The sequence below is a fragment of the Marmoricola sp. OAE513 genome (assembly GCF_040546585.1).
Taxonomy (GTDB): Bacteria; Actinomycetota; Actinomycetes; order Propionibacteriales; family Nocardioidaceae; genus Marmoricola.
Map to the genome: position 1 here is coordinate 729,291 of NZ_JBEPOC010000001.1, position 16,198 is coordinate 745,488.

Genomic DNA, 16,198 nt, shown 5'->3' on the forward strand with positions numbered 1-16,198 from the left:
ACCCAGGCTGAAGCCTGCACCTGGGTGCAAGGTCAAGCCGGCACCTCAGGCGATCAGGCGACGGTGTCGTCGCCCGTCCCGACGTCCCCTGCGCGGTCGTCCGGGCCGAGGTCCTCGGCAGCGCGCTTGGAGGCGTCACGGATCTCGAACAGGTCCGTTGCCAGACCACCGACCGTCTTGGCGAGGTCGGAGACCGCCCCGATCACGATCTGGGTGCCCTGGCCGACCGCGTGGGTCACGGCCTCGACGCCGTCCTGGACGGCGTCCTTGCGGATCTCGGCCTTGCTGAGCTTGTCCTTCATGCGCACCAGTGTGGTTGGCCGTCCGCCGCGGGGCAACGTGTCGGTGATCTCAGGACCGCTCGGCCGCGGCACTGTCTAGGGCACGGCGGACAGCGGGGACCTCGGCGTACAGGCGCTCGACCTGCTCGCGCACGAAGTGCAGCACGCTGAGCGGGGTGGTTGCCGTCACGGTGGCGGTGCGCAGGCTGCGGTCCAGGATCGCGACCTCGCCGATCACGTCACCGCCCGCCAGGGTCGCGACGACGTCGTCTCCCCGACGGACCTCGACGGTGCCGTCCAGGACGACGTAGGCCTTGTCGGCGGGCGTGCGGTCCCAGATCAGCGACCAGCCCGCCGGAACCGTCACCAGGGTGCCGGCCGCGACGACGGCACGGAGCTCGGCGTCGGTCGCGCCGGCGAAGGTGCCGAGCGCGCGCAGCCGACGGAAGGCACCGTCCACCTCGTCCCGCCCCGAGCGCGGGGCGGGCGAGGTGGACGTCATGGAGCGGTTGCCCATCAGGCGGCCGCAGTCTCGTCGGCGGTGGAGGCCGTCGCGTCCGGGGAGGTCTTCGGCTTGCCGTTCGGCAGCGAGAGCCGGACGATCTTCTTCGCCACGCTGAACAGCTGCTTGCCGAGGGTGCCGGTGTTGTACTCGATGCCGTACTTCTCGCACATCTGCTTCACCTCGACGGCCAGCTCCGGGTAGCGGCGGGCCGGGATGTCGGGGAACAAGTGGTGCTCGATCTGGTGCGAGAGGTTGCCCGACATCAGGTGCAGCAGCTTGCCACCGGTGATGTTGGCCGAGCCGAGCAGCTGGCGGTAGTACCAGTGGCCCCGCGACTCGTTCTCGCACTCCTCCTCGGTGAACGTCGCGACGCCCGCCGGGAAGTGTCCGCAGAAGATGATGTTGAACGCCCACACGTTGCGGACCAGGTTGGCCGCCGCGTTGCCGGCGAAGGTCAGCGGGAACAGCGGACCCGTCAGCGCCGGGAACAGCAGGTAGTCCTTGAGCGCCTGGCGCTTCACCTTCGCCATGATGCCGCGGTGCAGCTGGGCGTTCTCCTCCATCTTGCGGGTGCCCTTGACGATGTTCTCGACCTCGAGGTCGTGCATCGCGACGCCCCACTCGAAGAAGATCATCAGCAGGAACGCGTAGACCGGGTTGCCCAGGTAGTACGGGTGCCACTTCTGGTCCTCGTCCATCCGCAGGATGCCGTACCCGATGTCGCGGTCCTTGCCGAGGATGTTGGTGAAGGTGTGGTGGATGTAGTTGTGGCTGTACTTCCACTGCTCGCCGGGGCAGACGTTGTCCCAGTCGTAGATCCGCGAGTTCAGCTTGGGGTCGCCCATCCAGTCGTACTGGCCGTGCATGACGTTGTGGCCGATCTCCATGTTCTCCAGGATCTTGGAGACGCTCAGAGCGGCGACGGCCAGGCGGCCAGGCCGGCGGAAGGTAGAACAGGGCACGGCCGGCGATCTCGAACTGCTGCTGGCGCTTGACGACGTTGCGGATGTAGTCCGCGTCCTCCTTGCCGAGCTGGGACAGGACCCGCTGGCGCAGGGCGTCCATCTCGTTGCCGAACTCCTCGAGCTGCTCGGGAGTGAGGTTGGGGCTCTTCGGGTCGCTGGCGCGCACGGTCGACCGCTTCTTGGCCTGCTTGGCGATCTTGGTGGGGATGTCGGTGATGGTCATGGTGATCTCCCTTGGTGTCAGTGGATCAGAGGTCTACGGAGCAGCTGCCGACCGGGGCGGACACGCAGATCCGCACCTCCTCGTCGGGCAGCGAGGACTCCTCGCCGGTCAGGACGTTGCGGACGGTGCCGTCGGTCTTGGTCTTCACGCACGAGAAGCAGATGCCCATCCGACACCCGAACTCGGGCTTGAGCCCGAGGGCCTCGGCCTGCTCCAGCAGGGTGGCGCCGGTGTTCTCAGCGGTCTCGCCGGCACGTGTGAACGACACCTCGCCCTCGGCGTTGCCGGCGGCGATGGTCGGCGGCTTGAAGAACTCCACCCGCAGGCGGGGATTCTCCTCGCCGTAGGCGTCCCGGACCAGGTCAATCAGTCCGCCCGGGCCGCAGGCCCAGGTGTCGGTGTTGCGGAAGTCGGGGACGAGCCGCCGCAGCTCGAACTCGCTGAACGTCTGGTCGCCGTACCGCAGGTGCACGTCGATGTGGTTGTCCGCCTCGGCGATCTGCGCGAGCTCATCGGCGAAGATCTGATCGGCCTCGCTGCGCGCGAAGTGCAGAAAGGTGATCTTGCGGTTGGCGCGGCCGTCGTAGCCGTCGCGCAGCAGCGTGCGGATCTGCGCCATCACCGGGGTGATGCCGGACCCGCCGGAGATCATCACCAGGTGGTTGTTGGTGGGCGTGGCAGCGCTCTCGTGCAGCGTGAAGTCGCCGTCCGCCTGGCTCAGGTGCAGCATCTGGCCGACCTTGGCCTCGCTGACCAGGAACTTCGACACCTGGCCCTCGTCGTTGGCACGGATGGTGAGCGTGATCCGCTCGCCCGGCAGCGAGGCCGCCGAGGAGATCGAGAAGCAGCGGGTGAACCGGCGGGCGGTGCCCGGGATGTCGACACCCACCTGGACGTACTGGCCGGCGCGGTGCCCGCGCCACGTGCTGGTCGGCTGCAGGGTCAAGGTGGCGACCGGCGCAGAGCCGGTGGCTTCCGGGTTCTCCCGGCGGATGTCGACGACGCGGGCTCGAACCTCGGTGGCGGCCCACATCGGGTTGAACATCTCCAGGTACCGGTCCACACCGTGCGGTGCGGTCAACGCGGCGAGGGTCTTGGACCCGAGAAGCTTGGTGGTCAGTGTCATCAGGTGGCCTCCCTTCAGTGAACGTGCGTACACTGAAACTATGACCGCCCCAGCAATCCTGGGTCAAGTGACCGATGGCGTGACGCCCAACACGGTTTACATCCGTACACCGAAACGCGGCAAAGCAGGTCTCGGTACCCTGATTCCCGTGACCGACACCTCCCCCGTGAGCCGCAGCGACCAGAAGGAGCGCACCCGGCGCGCCATCCTGGACGCCGCGCTGCGCCTGACCGAGGACACCGGGCTGGCCGGACTCTCGCTCCGGCAGGTCGCGAAGGAGGTCGGGATCGTCCCCACCGCCTTCTACCGGCACTTCGCCTCGATCGACGAGCTCGGCCTCGCGCTGGTCGAGGAGTCCTTCGTGTCCCTGCGCGCGATGATCCGGGACGTGCGACAGGGAACCCCGTCACTGGGGCAGATCGTTGATAGGTCGGTCGACGTCCTGGTCACCCACGTCCGCGCCGAGCGGGCCCACTTCGGCTTCATCGCGCGCGAGAAGTCCGGCGGCTCAGCCGTCGCACGAACCGCCATCCGTCAGCAGTTCGGCCTCTTCGAGCGCGAGCTCGCCACCGACCTCGCACGGCTCCCGATGGACCACTGGTCGAGCGAGGACCTCCGGTCGCTGGCGAACCTGATCGTCGGTTCGATGATCAGCACCTCCGAGGAGATCCTGCTCGCCGGCGACCGCGACCTGCCTGCGCTGCGCGCTCGCGCACGCAGCCAGCTGCTGATGGTGATCGTCGGGGCGCTGAACTGGAAGTCCAGCGCCCCGCGCTGATTACACCGTCGCGGACTCGGCCTCGCCGAGCAGGTCGTCGTCCGAGGCTCCCGCGACCGGAGCACTGGGGTTCTCCTGCTCGGGCAGCCGCCCGGGCAGGACGAACGCGATCGCCACGACGACGATCGCGAACGCCGCGCCGACCATGAAGGCGCGCTCCATACCGCCCGTGAAAGCGCTCTCGAAGCTGTCGCCCGCTGCCGACAGGTCCTTGGCCCGCGCGGACAGCACCGCGACCGACACCGCCGCGCCGGCCGCGCCGGCGACCTGCTGGAGGGCTCCGAGCAGGGAGCTGCCGTGCGAGTAGTACTTCTGCGGGAGAGCACCCAGGCCGAGGGTGAACACCGGCGTGAAGACCATCGCCAGCCCGATCATCATCACGATGTGCATCGCGAGGATCACGGCGTACGGCGTCTCGAGGTCCACCTGGGTGAACAGCGCGACGGAGACGAAGATCGCGATGGATCCCGGGATGACGAGCGGCCGGCCGCCGACCTTGTCGAAGACCTTCCCGACCCGAGGACCGAGCAGACCCATCGCCAGACCACCCGGCATCAGCAGGAAGCCGGTCTGGAGCTCGCTGAGGTGACGGGCCTTCTGCAGGTACTGCGGCAGCAGGAACAGCACGCTCAGGAACACCATGAACGCGACGGCCATCAGCACGAGCGACATGGTGAAGGTGCGGTAGTTGAACGCGCGCAGGTCGAGCAGAGGCCGGTCGACGCGCTGCAAGATGAGCTGACGCAGGACGAACAGGGCCAGCACTGCGACGCCGATCGCGATCAGGATGCCCGGGGCGATCGGCGCCTTGTCGTCCCCGATCAGGCTGAGCCCGTAGACCAGGCCGCCGAACCCGAGGGCGGACGCGATCACGCTGATGACGTCGATCGACCCAGCCGTCGGCTCACCGACATTGGTGAGCTTGCGGAGACCGGCCAGACCGATCAGCGCAGCGACCGGCAGCACCAGCAGGAACATCCAGCGCCACGACAGAGCGTTCAGGATGAGACCGGACACGGCCGGGCCCATGGCCGGGGCCACCGACATCGCGAGAGTGACGTTGCCCATCACGCGACCCCGGTCGCTCTCGGGCACCACGTTCATCAGCGTCGTCATGAGGAGCGGCATCATCACCGCGGTTCCCGCAGCCTGGATGACCCGCGCCACGATCAGTACCCAGAACATCGACTGCGGCGTGACCGCAGCGAGCAGCGTTCCGGTGCAGAACACGGCCATCGCCAGGCCGAACGCCTGTCGGGTCGTGACACGCTGCAGGAACCAGCCGGTGATCGGGATGACCACGGCCATCGTGAGCATGAAGGCCGTCGTGAGCCAAGCGGCAGCCCGGTCGCTGACGCCGAAGTGTCGGGTGAGATCGGGAACGGCGTTGATCATGATCGTCTCGTTGAGGATCACGATGAACGTCGCGGCGACCAGCCAGCGGAGGACGGCCATGTCCTTCGGGCTCGTGCGCTCGCCGCCGGCGGCAGCCGAGGTGGGGGTGGGTTGCATGGGGGATCCTTCGGAAAGTCTGATGTGCCGGGCCTGGGCTACGTACCAGGTCCGTCCTGTCACACCTACGACGAACGAGATCCCGCGAATACGACACCGGCTTCGAGGGAAAACCTAAGTGAGTCCGCCGACATTCCCGAATGAATAAACAGTTCTTCAGCGCGGTCGCAGCGTGATCTCCGGCACCGTGGCGTCAGCGGGCAGGTCCAGGATGTGCAAGATCGAGTCCGTGACGGTCCCCGGCTGGATCCAGCGGGACGCGTCGTAGGTGCGGCCCTCCTGCTCGTGCACCTTCTCCTGCATCGGCGTCGCGGTGCGACTGGGGAAGATCGTCGTGACCCGGACCCCGTGCTCGGCCTCCTCGGCCCGCAGGGCGTCCGCGAAGGCCCGCAGCCCGAACTTCGAGGCGGCGTACGCCGACCAGGTCGCGTTCGCGACCAGCCCGGCCGAGGAGTTCACCAGCACCACCGTCCCCCGGGCCGCGCGAAGCGCGGGCAGCAACGGCGCCGTGAGCACGGCCGGAGCAGTCAGGTTCACCGCGATCTGACGCTCCCAGTCGGCCGGGGCGAGTTCCGCCACCGTGGCCAGCTCCACGGTCCCCGCAACGTGGTGCAGCGAGTCCAGGCGCGGCGTGCGTGCGGCGAGGTCGACCGCCCAGGCGTGCACAGCCGCGGCGTCGCTGAGGTCGACGACGTCGCGGGTCACGCGCACGACCTCGTCGCCGCGGGCCTCCAGGCGCGCGGCCAGGTCGGCCCCGATCCCGGAACCGGCCCCCGTGACGAGGTGGGTCCTCATCGGGTGAGGACGATCTTCCCGAAGACGTCACCCGCGGCGATCGCCGCAAACCCTTCGCGCGCCTGCTCCATCGGCAGCTCGCGGTCGATCAGCGGCTTGATCCCGGTGGCGTCCAGCAGCGAGATCAGGCTGGCCAGCTCCGAGGACGAGCCCATGGTCGAGCCGATCACGCTCAGCTGCAGGAAGAAGATCCGGGTCAGCTCGGCGTCGTCCGGGTTCGGACCCGACGTCGTGCCGGAGATGACGACCTTCCCGCCGGGGCGCAGCGCGCGGATCGAGTGCGTCCAGGTCGCCCGGCCGACGGTCTCCATCACGGCGTCGACCTTCACCGGCAGCCGGGCGCTGGACTCGAACACCTCGTGGGCACCGATCTCCAGCGCACGGGCACGCTTGTCCTCGTCCCGGCTGGTGGCGAGCACCTTGAGCCCGGCGGCCCGGGCCAGGGTGATGCACGCAGTCGCGACTCCCCCACCGGCTCCCTGGACCAGCACGGTGTCGCCCGCCTTGAGGTCACCCTGGGTGAAGAGCATCCGGTACGCCGTCAGCCAGGCGGTCGGCAGCGTGGCCGCCTCCGCGAACGACAGGGACGCCGGCTTCGGGATCAGGTTGCGCCGCGGGACGACCACGGTGTCGGCGAAGGTTCCCTGGTAGCGCTCGGAGAGGATCGACCGCTTCGGGTCGAGGGTCTCGTCGCCGGACCAGAGCGGGTCGTTGATGATCGCGTGCACGACGACCTCGTTGCCGTCCTCGTCGTACCCGGCCGCGTCGCAGCCGAGGATCATCGGCAGCGCCTCCTCGCGCAGACCGACACCGCGCAGGGACCACAGGTCGTGATGGTTGAGCGAGGCCGCCTTGACGGTGACCCTGGCCCAGCCGTCGGGGACGACCGGGTCGGGACGTTCCCCGATCACCAGCCCGGAGAGGGGATCTTCGGTGGAGAACTTCTCGGCGTAGACGGCGAACATACGGCCGAGACTAGCGGCGGGCGACGCCGTCGCGTCGCGCAGCCTCGGCGACCGCGCTCGCCACCGAGGGCCCGACACGCGGGTCGAACGGCGACGGGATGATGTGGTCCTCGCTGAGGTCGTCGCCGACGATGGCGGCCAGCGCCTGGGCCGCGGCGAGCTTCATGCCTTCGGTGATGGCCGTCGCGCGGACGTCGAAGGCACCTCGGAAGATGCCCGGGAACGCCAGCACGTTGTTGATCTGGTTCGGGAAGTCCGAGCGACCGGTCGCGACCACGCGCGCGTACTTGTGCGCGACGTCGGGGTGCACCTCGGGCGTCGGGTTCGCGAGGCCGAAGATGATCGGCTCCTCGGCCATCGACGCGACGACCTCCTCGGGCACGGTGCCGCCGGACAGACCGATGTACACGTCCGCGCCGTCCATCACGGCGGCCAGGGATCCCCAGCGACCGGTGGTGTCGGCGGTGTCAGCGGCCAGCGCCCGCTTGGAGGAGTTCATGTCGTCGCGGTCGCGGTGCAGCACGCCCGCCCGGTCGACGACCGCGATGTCCTTAAAGCCGGCGGCCAGCAGGATCCGGGTCACCGCGACCCCGGCGGCGCCGGCACCGGAGACGACGATCCGGACGGTGTCGTGGTACTTGCCGGTGAGCTTCATCGCGTTCTCGAGCGCAGCCAGGGTCACCACGGCGGTGCCGTGCTGGTCGTCGTGGAAGACGGGGATGTCGAGGGCCTGCTTCAGGCGCTCCTCGATCTCGAAGCAGCGGGGCGCCGAGATGTCCTCGAGGTTGATGCCGCCGAAGCTGGGCGCCAGCCGGATGACCGTCTCGACGATCTCGTCGACGTCGGTGGTCTCCAGGCAGATCGGGACACCGTCGATGCCACCGAACTGCTTGAACAGGACGGCCTTGCCCTCCATCACGGGCATCGCGGCGCGCGGACCGATGTCGCCCAGCCCGAGCACCGCGGTGCCGTCGGTGACGACCGCGACGGTGTTCGACGTCCAGGTGTAGTCGTAGTAGATCGACGGGTCCTCCGCGATCGCGGTACAGACGTCGGCCACGCCGGGGGTGTAGGCCAGGGACAGCTCGTCGGGGCCGTTGAGCGCGACGGTCGCGGCGATCTCCATCTTGCCGCCGACGTGCAGGGCGAAGACAGGGTCGTCGGCGCGGGCGTCGTTCAGCGCGGGGTCCAGGTCGGGCATGGGGTCAAATGCAACCATGAGGTTGGCTCTCTCGTGACATCGGGAAGCCACGGGGTGGCTCCGGGGAAGCAAGGGCTGAGACTGAGGCTGCTCGACGCTGACCTTGATCGGGTCCACGGAGTGCCAGAACTGGGGGATCTCCCGCACAGATCGTCTCACACACCGCGGACCGACACCTAGGTCAGCGCCGTGAATGTGGTCGAACAGACATCGTGGGGCGAGGCCAGACCCTCCCCCGTACGACGGCGAGGACGGACTCTGCCGCGAGCGCACCGCGGTGCCGGGAGTCGACCCCCTCCTCGGGGTTGTCGCTGAGCAGGTACCAGCCGAGCGTCCCGGCGACGGTCTCGGCGGCGTACGAGATGCGTTTGACGGCGAGGGTGCCGTCGGGGAAACGGGCGAGCACGACGTCACCGGGCGCCGGTTCGACGCCGTACCGGACCAGGAGCCGGTCACCGGGCTCGAGGGTCGGCAGCATCGACCTCCCGGTCACCCGGGCGAGACCCCACCGCCGACCAGCCGCCACGCGGAGTAGTGTCGCACCTGTACCCAGGAACAATCCCGGCGTGATCCGGCGTTCGCTGGGTACCAGCGAGGCTGGATCCTGAAGTTCCCATCGAGAGGACATAGTGATGTTCGCGCGTCTGTTCGCCCCCACCGTCGAGGTCTCCGCGCACTGCGACCTGCCCTGCGGCGTGTACGACCCCGCCCAGGCCCGCATCGAGGCGGAGTCCATCAAGGCCCTGATCGCCAAGGTCGCCGACAACGACGACCCCGACTTCCGCACCCGCGCCCTGATCATCAAGGAAGAGCGCTCCGAGCTGGTCAAGCACCACCTGTGGGTGCTCTGGACCGACTACTTCAAGCCGCCGCACTTCGAGAAGTACCCGCAGCTGCACACCCTGGTCAACGAGGCCACCAAGCTCGCCGGTGCCGGTGGCACCAAGGGCAGCCTGGACGCCGCGGCGGCCGACGAGCTGCTCGCGAAGATCGACGAGATCGCCGAGATCTTCTGGGAGACCAAGAAGGCCTGAACGGAGTGAAGGCCTTCGACGTCCAGAGCCAAGGCTGAATCGAACTCCGCAACGGGGTCGGACCACTGGTCCGGCCCCGTTCCGCTTCCTCGCCTAGGGTGTTCCCATGCACCCCGACGCACAGGTTCGTCTCCCGGCGGATACCGCGTACGTCGCCGTCCTGCGGATGGCCACCTCCGGTATCGCCGCCAGGCTCGACTTCACCCTCGACGACATCGAGGACCTGAAGATGGCGATCAGCGAGGCGAGCGCGCTCGTCCTGGCCGATGCCACTCCCAGCGGATCCCTGACGGCCGAGTTCTTCCTCAGCGACGGCCGGATCACCATCGAGGTCAGCGCCGACGTCGCGGACGCGACCGTCCCCGACCCGGACGGGTTCACCTGGCAGGTGCTCACCTCGACCGCCGCCGACGTGCACGCAGCCGCCGCCGACGGCCGGCTCACGGTGTCCCTGAGCGTGTCCTCGACCGCGTCGAGCGCCCGCGCCTGACCCATGGCCGACGAAAGCCCCCTGGTGCTCGACACCGTGCGAGAGCGCAGCCGTGCCCTCTTCGAGGCACTCAGCAGCGCCGACGCCGGAGCGGAAGCCGTCGAGACGCGCAACGCGCTCATCGAGCTCCACCGCCCGCTGGTCGAGCACTGCGCGCGCCGGTTCACCCAGCGCGGCGAACCCTACGAGGACCTCGTCCAGGTCGGCACGATCGGGCTGATCAAGGCCGTCGACCGGTTCGACCTCGAGCGCGGGGTGGAGTTCTCGACGTACGCGACACCGACGATCATCGGCGAGATCAAGCGGCACTTCCGCGACAAGGGCTGGGCCATACGGGTACCCCGTCGGCTCCAGGAGCTGCGGATGTCGATCGCGACGGCCACCGGCGACCTGTCCCAGTCCCTCGGGCGCTCCCCCACGCCGCGCGAGATCGCCGACCGGCTGGAGGTGAGCGTCGAGGACGTGCTCGAGGGCATCGAGTCCGCCAACGCGTACGCGACCATGTCGCTGGACGCCGGCAACAGCAGCGACGAGAGCCAGTCGGTGCTGGAGACCCTCGGGGAGGACGACGAGGCGCTGGAGCACGTGGAGATCCGCGAGTCGCTGCGGCCGCTCATCGAGCGGCTGCCCGCACGCGAGCAGCAGATCCTGATCCTGCGCTTCTTCCGCCAGCAGACCCAGTCCCAGATCGCCGAGACGGTGGGCATCTCCCAGATGCACGTGTCCCGGCTGCTCAACCGGACCTTGGAGCAGCTGCGCCAGCAGATCGAGTAGGGCTACTCCTCGTTGAGCGCGGCGACGGTCTCGGGGTGCAGCATGCCGACCAGGCCGATCACGGCCGGGACGGCGAGCACCACCGAGATCCACCAGGTCTCGCCCCCGCGGAAGTTCCAGGCGAGCCCGAGCGACATCAGCTGGGCCAGCATCACCGGCCCGCGGGCCCAGGAGCGCACCTTCGACAACCCCCAGGCGCACAGCACGATCCCGGCCCCGAAGGCGACGAAGAACAGCGAGGTGGTCGCGCCCATCACCGCGCGCTCGGACGTGGTGGCGAACGCCTCCACGGCCCCGAACACCACCGCGAACACACCCTCGAGGGCGACGACCGCCGCTGCCACCCTGAGCGGGACAGGGGCCTGACGCGGGTCGGGCGAGGTCTCGGCTTCCACGAGAAACCAGGGTAGTCGCCTGAATCGCAACGAAATCCTCGGGTCCCAGGCCCGGAAATCCGACCTTTTGTGATGAAGGTGACCTGCGCGGGGCCTTGTGCTGACAGCCAGACGTTGCCAGGATTGGTCTGTAACTGCGCCCTGTGTACCTCCGACGTAGTGACAACCCCCTGCGCCGGACCCGATCGGTACGGCGCCAGGACTGACCTAGTGAACGCGTTCACACACCTCTCGAACAGGAGTTCATCGCCATGGATTGGCGCCACCGTTCCGCGTGTCTCGACGAAGACCCGGAACTGTTCTTCCCCATCGGCAACACCGGGCCGGCCATCCTCCAGATCGAGGAAGCCAAGCAGGTGTGCCGACGGTGCGACGTGCGCGAGCAGTGTCTCGCGTGGGCGCTCGAAGCTGGCCAGGACCACGGCGTCTGGGGCGGACTCAGCGAGGACGAGCGACGCGCCCTGAAGCGTCGCAACGCGCGGGCCCGGGTCCGCACCGCCTGATCGCAGGCTGACTCACCGGGGGAACGCGAACTCCGCGACCGTCCCCGCACCCTCGGAGCGCGGACCCAGTCGCAACGTCCCGCCGAGCTCGGCGACGAGCGTCTGGACGATCGAGAGGCCCAGGCTGCTCGCCGAGGCGAGATCGAACCCGGCCGGCAGGCCGATGCCGTCGTCGGAGATCCGCACGACGAGCTCCTCCCCCACGTCGCCGGCCGCGACCTCGACCGTCCCCGACCGACCGTCGGGGAACCCGTGCTCCATCGCGTTCTGGAGCACCTCGGTGAGCACCATCGCCAGCGGGGTCGCGTTGTCCGACTCGACCGTGCCGAAGCTGCCCGTACGCCGCAGCGCCACCGACCCCGCGTGCGCGCCCACCTCGCTGACCAGGCCGATCAGCTGGTCGGCCACCACGTCGAACTCGACCGCCTCGGTGAAGCTCTGGCTCAGCGTCTCGTGGACGACCGCGATGGCGCCCACCCGGCGTACGGCCTCCTCGAGGGCCTCGCGTCCGCGCACCGACTCGATCCGGCGCGCTTGGAGGCGCAGCAGCGCGGCCACCGTCTGCAGGTTGTTCTTGACCCGGTGGTGGATCTCCCGGATGGTCGCGTCCTTGGTCACCAGCTCACGGTCCCGGCTGCGCAGGTCGGTCACGTCGCGCAGCATGATGAGACCACCGGTGAGCTCCCCGGTGGGGCGTAGCGGGATCGCACGCACGATGACCGTCGCCTCGCGGTTGCCGATCTCGGAGTCCCGGGGCATCCGCGCTCCCAGCACCGCACTGATGGTCTCCTCGTCCGGGCGCATCGACGCCGGGATCAGCGCGCGGGTCACCTCGGCCAGGTTCTGGTCGGCGAGGTCGGTGGAGAGTCCGAGCTTGCGGTAGACCGAGAGCGCGTTCGGGCTGGCGTAGGCCACCCGACCGCTCGCGCCGACCCGGATGAAACCGTCACCGACCCGCGGGGAGTCCGCGTGGTCCGAGCGCTGACCCGGGTAGGGGAACGACCCGTTCGCGATCATCTGGGTGAGCTCACCGGCCGTCTGCAGGTAGGAGAGCTCCAGCCGGCTCGGCGTGCGGACGCCGTGCAGGTTGGTGTTGCGTCCGACCACGGCGATCACCCGGTCGCCGCGGCGTACCGGGATGGCCTCGACGCGGACCGGGACGTCGTCACGCCACTCGGGGTCGCCGTCGCGCGCGATCCGGCCCTGCGCGACCGCGGCATCCAGGAGCGGACGGCGCCCGGTCGCCACGAAGGTGCCGACGATGTCGTCGACCAGCGCGGTGGGACCCGTGGTGGGTCGCATCTGACCGGCCGCCCAGTACCCGCTGCCGCTGCGATCGGGCAGCCAGAGCACCAGGTCGGCGAAGGAGAGGTCCGCGATGATCTGCCAGTCCGCCTGGAGCAGTGCCAACCAGGCGAGGTCGTCCTCGGTCAGGTCGGTGTGAGCGCGGGCGAGCTCGGGCAGGGACGGCACGGGGCGAGCCTATCGACCGCGCTCAGGAGGGGTCGCTGGATGATCCCTCCGAGACCCGTCAGTGCTGGATGCAACAATCAGGCCATGGCCTCGGGATTCTGGGAGCAGGTAGTCGCCGACGGGCTCAAGGTGCCCGCGGAGAGGTCCTTGGTCGACATGACCGAGGAGCTCACCCGGATGCTCGGCGACCCCGACCCCGACATCCGCGACGGGATCGCCTTCCCGACGCTGGCGACCTGGATCGACGAGGGCGTCTACGACGACCTGCTGGTCGGGCTCGGCGACGGCATGTGCCACGGGCTGGACATCGGCCTGGGCCTGCGTGCGGACGACTCCGTGTTCCGGCGCAGCTTCTCGGCGCTGATCCTCACCGAGTGCATCGACCGGAGCACGGTGACCGGCCTGGTCGGCCCCGAGGTGATCCTCCGCTGGGGCGACCGGGTGATGAGCTGGCTCTCCCGCGAGGAGGACCTGCGCGACTTCGTCGTCGGCAAGGGGTGGGCGCACGCCGTGGCGCACGGCGCCGACGCGCTGGCCGCGCTCGCCCGCTCGCCGTACGTCGGGCGCCTTGAGCTCACCGTGATCCTCGACGTGATCGCGGACCGGCTGCTCGCGCCGACCGACGCCTTCTGGGTCAGCGGCGAGGACGACCGGCTCGCGCTGGCCACCATGCACGTGCTCCAGCGCAACATCCTCGGGCTCGACGTCCTGGAGCCGTGGGTGGCCCGGGTGGCAGCCAACGCCCAGGGACGCGGCAACGCTGACCAGAACCCGTTCCGCGTGGCCGGCAACGTCCAGGGGTACCTGCGCAGCCTGCACCTCCAGCTCGCGCTCACCGCGGAGCACCCGGCCGTCCGCACGGACCTGCTGCTCGTGCTGATCGGCCAGCTGCGACGCACCAACCCGGCGTACTTCCCGCCGCCGCGGAGTCACTAGTACGTTCGGGCGCATGACCTCACCGGACTCGTCCAGCAGCACCCCGCCCACCGGATCGATCGAGGCCCACGCCGGCCAGCACGCCGTGGCGGTGGCGCGGGCGCACGGGGTCGAGGCGATGTACACGCTCTCCGGCGCGCACGTCTTCCCGATGTACGACGGTGCCGTCACCGCCGACCCGCAGATGACGATCCTGGACGTCCGGCACGAACAGACAGCCGCGTTCGCGGCCGAGGCCACCGGCAAGCTGACCCGGAAGCCCGGCCTGGCGGTGCTGACCGCAGGCCCGGGAGTCACCAACGGCGTCAGCGCGATCGCGCAGGCCCAGTTCGCAGGCTCCCCCATGGTGGTCGTGGGCGGCCGCGCACCGCAGAACCGCTGGGGCACGGGTTCGCTCCAGGAGCTCGACCAGCCGCCGATCCTGGCCCCCGTCTCCAAGCTGGCCACGACGCTGCAGACGGCCGCGGACGTCGCGGCCGGCCTGCACGAGGCCTTCACCGTCGCAGGCTCCTCGCACCGGGGACCGGTGTTCGTCGACGTCCCCATGGACGAGTTCTTCAACACCGCCGACGTGGTGCGCCCCGTCGTGACGGCAGCGACCCCGGTCGCCCCGGACTCCGACGCCCTGGACACGATCGCCGGCCTGCTCGCCGCTGCCGCTCGCCCGGTGCTGATCCTCGGCACCGACGTCTGGGCCGACGGCGCCGAAGTCGCGGCGCTCCGGTTGGTCGAGGACCTCGGCATCCCGACCATCACCAACGGCATGGGTCGTGGCATCGTCCCCGGCGGTCATCCCTTGCTGGTGACCAAGGCGCGCGGCCAGGCCCTCGGGACCGCCGACCTGGTCGTGGTCGTCGGGACCCCGCTCGACTTCCGTCTCGGCTACGGGATCTTCGGGGGCAAGGACGGAGCCCCGGTCGCGAAGGTCGTGCACCTGGCGGACTCCGCCGGCCAGGTCTCGGGGCACGCGGAGCTGGCCGCGTCGGCGTACGGCGACCTGACGCTCGCCCTCGACGGCATCGCCGAGGCGTTCGGGCGGCAGGCCCGACCGGACTGGAGCCCCTGGGTGACCGCGCTCCAGGACACCTGCGCCGCGACGAACGCCCGGGACGCCGACCTACTCGGATCGACCGCCGAGCTGATCCATCCCGCACGCATCTACGGCGAGCTTCTGCCGCGCCTGGCCGACGACGCGATCGTGATCGGCGACGGTGGTGACTTCGTCTCCTTCGCCGGCAAGTTCGTGGAGCCGAAGCGTCCGGGCGGTTGGCTCGACCCGGGCCCGTACGGCTGCCTCGGAGCGGGCATGGGTGGCGCGATCGCCGCCCGGCTCGCACGACCTTCGGCCCAGGTCGTGCTCCTGTACGGCGACGGCGCCGCCGGCATGTCCCTGATGGACGTCGACACCCTGGTCCGGCACAAGCTGCCGGTCGTGATGATCTGCGGCAACAACTCCGCCTGGGGCCTGGAGAAGGGCCCGATGCAGTTCCTCTACGGGTACGACGTGGCCGCCGACCTGGCTCCGGCCACGCGGTACGACGAGGTCGTCAAGGCCCTCGGTGGCGCCGGCGAGCTGGTCACCGACCCGGCGCAGATCGGCCCCGCGATCGACCGAGCATTCGCCGCGAACGTGCCGTACCTGATCAACGTGATCACCGACGTGAACGCGGCGTACCCGCGGGCCACCTTCGGCATCTGACGCCGACCCGGCACCGATGTGCACCTGCCCACCGGTGACCCGGCAGGGATGTGCAGGTGAACGTGCACATCCGTGCCGGGTCAGCGCACTCGCGTGCACATTGCTGCCGGGTCGGCGTCGTTACCTGCACATCGGTGCCGGGTCGGCGCTAGAGGCGGGACAGGAAGCGCTCGGCGTCCACGATCACGCGCGTGACCTCGCCCGACCCCAGCAGCTTGCCGGAGGCGGCGTCACGGGCTTCTGCGGCGAACCGCACCAGGCGTCCGTCGACGTAGGCGACGGTGGCGGTCACCGCGACGGTGGCGCCGACCTTTGACGCAGCCAGGTGCTCCAACGAGACCCGGGTGCCGACCGAGGTCGACGGATCGGTCAGGCCGAGCGCCTCGCAGGTGACGGCCTCGCACCAGGCGAGCAGCGCCGGGGTGCCCAGGACGGGCAGCGACCCGGAGCCCACGGCAGCCGCGGTGAACTCCGGAGAAACGACGAACTCCCGGGTCGCGGTGCGACCCAGGAGCTCGGTGTTGCTGTCTGTCACGGAAAGGT

At 69.6% G+C, this 16,198-nt stretch carries 19 protein-coding genes; 7 read left to right on the forward strand and 12 right to left on the reverse strand.

The annotated features are described in order from the left end of the window. Positions 1-53: 53 nt before the first annotated feature. The 4 genes from ABIE44_RS03510 to ABIE44_RS03525 form a co-directional block, all read right to left on the reverse strand. A complete protein-coding gene (locus ABIE44_RS03510; RefSeq protein ID WP_209722061.1) occupies positions 54-302 on the reverse strand; it encodes a hypothetical protein in 249 nt (82 codons plus the stop codon). 49 nt (positions 303-351) lie between these two features. Further along, the gene (locus ABIE44_RS03515) at positions 352-798 is read right to left on the reverse strand and encodes a cyclic nucleotide-binding domain-containing protein (protein ID WP_354437812.1); all 447 of its coding nucleotides are present in this window, start codon (positions 796-798) and stop codon (positions 352-354) included. Next, a complete protein-coding gene (locus ABIE44_RS03520) occupies positions 798-1,748 on the reverse strand; it encodes a fatty acid desaturase family protein (RefSeq protein ID WP_354437813.1) in 951 nt (316 codons plus the stop codon). The genes ABIE44_RS03515 and ABIE44_RS03520 overlap by 1 nt, the downstream gene beginning before the upstream one ends. A gap of 251 nt (positions 1,749-1,999) precedes the next feature. Beyond that, positions 2,000-3,100, reverse strand: a complete 1,101-nt coding sequence (locus tag ABIE44_RS03525) for a ferredoxin reductase (RefSeq protein ID WP_209722056.1) — start codon at positions 3,098-3,100, stop codon at positions 2,000-2,002. 148 nt (positions 3,101-3,248) lie between these two features. Between ABIE44_RS03525 and ABIE44_RS03530 the strand changes: the two genes are divergently transcribed. Further along, positions 3,249-3,878: a TetR family transcriptional regulator gene (locus ABIE44_RS03530; protein WP_354437814.1), complete on the forward strand. Its 630-nt coding sequence runs from the start codon at positions 3,249-3,251 to the stop codon at positions 3,876-3,878. On the opposite strand, the gene ABIE44_RS03535 is transcribed toward ABIE44_RS03530, so the two are convergent. From ABIE44_RS03535 to ABIE44_RS03555, 5 genes are all read right to left on the reverse strand, one after another. After that, positions 3,879-5,390, reverse strand: coding sequence for a DHA2 family efflux MFS transporter permease subunit (locus ABIE44_RS03535; RefSeq protein WP_354437815.1), 1,512 nt, complete (start codon positions 5,388-5,390; stop codon positions 3,879-3,881). It lies immediately after the preceding gene. Between the two features lie 156 nt (positions 5,391-5,546). Then, the gene (locus ABIE44_RS03540; protein WP_209722050.1) at positions 5,547-6,185 is read right to left on the reverse strand and encodes an SDR family oxidoreductase; all 639 of its coding nucleotides are present in this window, start codon (positions 6,183-6,185) and stop codon (positions 5,547-5,549) included. Then, positions 6,182-7,150 carry a zinc-binding dehydrogenase gene (locus ABIE44_RS03545; RefSeq protein ID WP_209722048.1) on the reverse strand — a complete coding sequence of 323 codons (969 nt, stop codon included), beginning with the start codon at positions 7,148-7,150 and terminating at the stop codon, positions 6,182-6,184. Before ABIE44_RS03545 ends, ABIE44_RS03540 begins: the two co-directional genes overlap by 4 nt. Before the next feature lie 10 nt (positions 7,151-7,160). After that, positions 7,161-8,351 (reverse strand): NAD(P)-dependent malic enzyme, encoded by a 1,191-nt coding sequence (locus ABIE44_RS03550; RefSeq protein ID WP_354437816.1) that lies wholly within the window; start codon positions 8,349-8,351, stop codon positions 7,161-7,163. Between the two features lie 181 nt (positions 8,352-8,532). Further along, on the reverse strand, positions 8,533-8,877 hold the full coding sequence (locus tag ABIE44_RS03555) for a S24/S26 family peptidase (protein ID WP_354437817.1): 345 nt from the start codon (positions 8,875-8,877) through the stop codon (positions 8,533-8,535). Between the two features lie 106 nt (positions 8,878-8,983). Between ABIE44_RS03555 and sodN the strand changes: the two genes are divergently transcribed. The 3 genes from sodN (at position 8,984) to ABIE44_RS03570 (ending at position 10,649) form a co-directional block, all read left to right on the forward strand. Next, positions 8,984-9,385 (forward strand): superoxide dismutase, Ni, encoded by a 402-nt coding sequence (sodN, locus tag ABIE44_RS03560; RefSeq protein ID WP_209722037.1) that lies wholly within the window; start codon positions 8,984-8,986, stop codon positions 9,383-9,385. A gap of 106 nt (positions 9,386-9,491) precedes the next feature. After that, the gene (locus ABIE44_RS03565; RefSeq protein WP_209722035.1) at positions 9,492-9,875 is read left to right on the forward strand and encodes an ATP-binding protein; all 384 of its coding nucleotides are present in this window, start codon (positions 9,492-9,494) and stop codon (positions 9,873-9,875) included. 3 nt (positions 9,876-9,878) lie between these two features. Then, positions 9,879-10,649 (forward strand): RNA polymerase sigma factor SigF, encoded by a 771-nt coding sequence (locus tag ABIE44_RS03570; protein WP_209722032.1) that lies wholly within the window; start codon positions 9,879-9,881, stop codon positions 10,647-10,649. A gap of 2 nt (positions 10,650-10,651) precedes the next feature. On the opposite strand, the gene ABIE44_RS03575 is transcribed toward ABIE44_RS03570, so the two are convergent. Further along, complete coding sequence (locus tag ABIE44_RS03575) at positions 10,652-11,044, reverse strand: hypothetical protein (RefSeq protein ID WP_209722029.1); 393 nt, start codon at positions 11,042-11,044, stop codon at positions 10,652-10,654. 251 nt (positions 11,045-11,295) lie between these two features. Here ABIE44_RS03575 and ABIE44_RS03580 point away from each other — a divergent pair, with 251 nt between their 5' ends. Continuing rightward, positions 11,296-11,547, forward strand: a complete 252-nt coding sequence (locus ABIE44_RS03580; RefSeq protein ID WP_027863177.1) for a WhiB family transcriptional regulator — start codon at positions 11,296-11,298, stop codon at positions 11,545-11,547. A 12-nt stretch (positions 11,548-11,559) separates the two neighbouring features. Here the strand turns inward: ABIE44_RS03580 and ABIE44_RS03585 are convergent, their stop codons facing one another. Then, on the reverse strand, positions 11,560-13,020 hold the full coding sequence (locus ABIE44_RS03585) for a sensor histidine kinase (RefSeq protein ID WP_209722027.1): 1,461 nt from the start codon (positions 13,018-13,020) through the stop codon (positions 11,560-11,562). Between the two features lie 84 nt (positions 13,021-13,104). Between ABIE44_RS03585 and ABIE44_RS03590 the strand changes: the two genes are divergently transcribed. Then, positions 13,105-13,956, forward strand: a complete 852-nt coding sequence (locus tag ABIE44_RS03590) for a DUF2785 domain-containing protein (protein WP_209722024.1) — start codon at positions 13,105-13,107, stop codon at positions 13,954-13,956. A 13-nt stretch (positions 13,957-13,969) separates the two neighbouring features. Continuing rightward, complete coding sequence (locus tag ABIE44_RS03595) at positions 13,970-15,655, forward strand: acetolactate synthase (RefSeq protein ID WP_209722022.1); 1,686 nt, start codon at positions 13,970-13,972, stop codon at positions 15,653-15,655. A gap of 148 nt (positions 15,656-15,803) precedes the next feature. Here ABIE44_RS03595 and ABIE44_RS03600 read toward each other — a convergent pair whose 3' ends face one another. Then, positions 15,804-16,190: a thioesterase family protein gene (locus tag ABIE44_RS03600; protein WP_354437818.1), complete on the reverse strand. Its 387-nt coding sequence runs from the start codon at positions 16,188-16,190 to the stop codon at positions 15,804-15,806. Positions 16,191-16,198 lie beyond the last annotated feature (8 nt).

Coding starts and splice junctions, on each gene's coding strand:
- ABIE44_RS03510 (WP_209722061.1), bottom strand. CDS start 302: ATGAAGGACAAGCTCAGCAAGGCCGAGATCCGCAAGGACGCCGTCCAG.
- ABIE44_RS03515 (WP_354437812.1), bottom strand. CDS start 798: ATGGGCAACCGCTCCATGACGTCCACCTCGCCCGCCCCGCGCTCGGGG.
- ABIE44_RS03525 (WP_209722056.1), bottom strand. CDS start 3,100: ATGACACTGACCACCAAGCTTCTCGGGTCCAAGACCCTCGCCGCGTTG.
- ABIE44_RS03535 (WP_354437815.1), bottom strand. CDS start 5,390: ATGCAACCCACCCCCACCTCGGCTGCCGCCGGCGGCGAGCGCACGAGC.
- ABIE44_RS03540 (WP_209722050.1), bottom strand. CDS start 6,185: ATGAGGACCCACCTCGTCACGGGGGCCGGTTCCGGGATCGGGGCCGAC.
- ABIE44_RS03545 (WP_209722048.1), bottom strand. CDS start 7,150: ATGTTCGCCGTCTACGCCGAGAAGTTCTCCACCGAAGATCCCCTCTCC.
- ABIE44_RS03550 (WP_354437816.1), bottom strand. CDS start 8,351: ATGCCCGACCTGGACCCCGCGCTGAACGACGCCCGCGCCGACGACCCT.
- sodN (WP_209722037.1), top strand. CDS start 8,984: ATGTTCGCGCGTCTGTTCGCCCCCACCGTCGAGGTCTCCGCGCACTGC.
- ABIE44_RS03565 (WP_209722035.1), top strand. CDS start 9,492: ATGCACCCCGACGCACAGGTTCGTCTCCCGGCGGATACCGCGTACGTC.
- ABIE44_RS03570 (WP_209722032.1), top strand. CDS start 9,879: ATGGCCGACGAAAGCCCCCTGGTGCTCGACACCGTGCGAGAGCGCAGC.
- ABIE44_RS03580 (WP_027863177.1), top strand. CDS start 11,296: ATGGATTGGCGCCACCGTTCCGCGTGTCTCGACGAAGACCCGGAACTG.
- ABIE44_RS03590 (WP_209722024.1), top strand. CDS start 13,105: ATGGCCTCGGGATTCTGGGAGCAGGTAGTCGCCGACGGGCTCAAGGTG.
- ABIE44_RS03595 (WP_209722022.1), top strand. CDS start 13,970: ATGACCTCACCGGACTCGTCCAGCAGCACCCCGCCCACCGGATCGATC.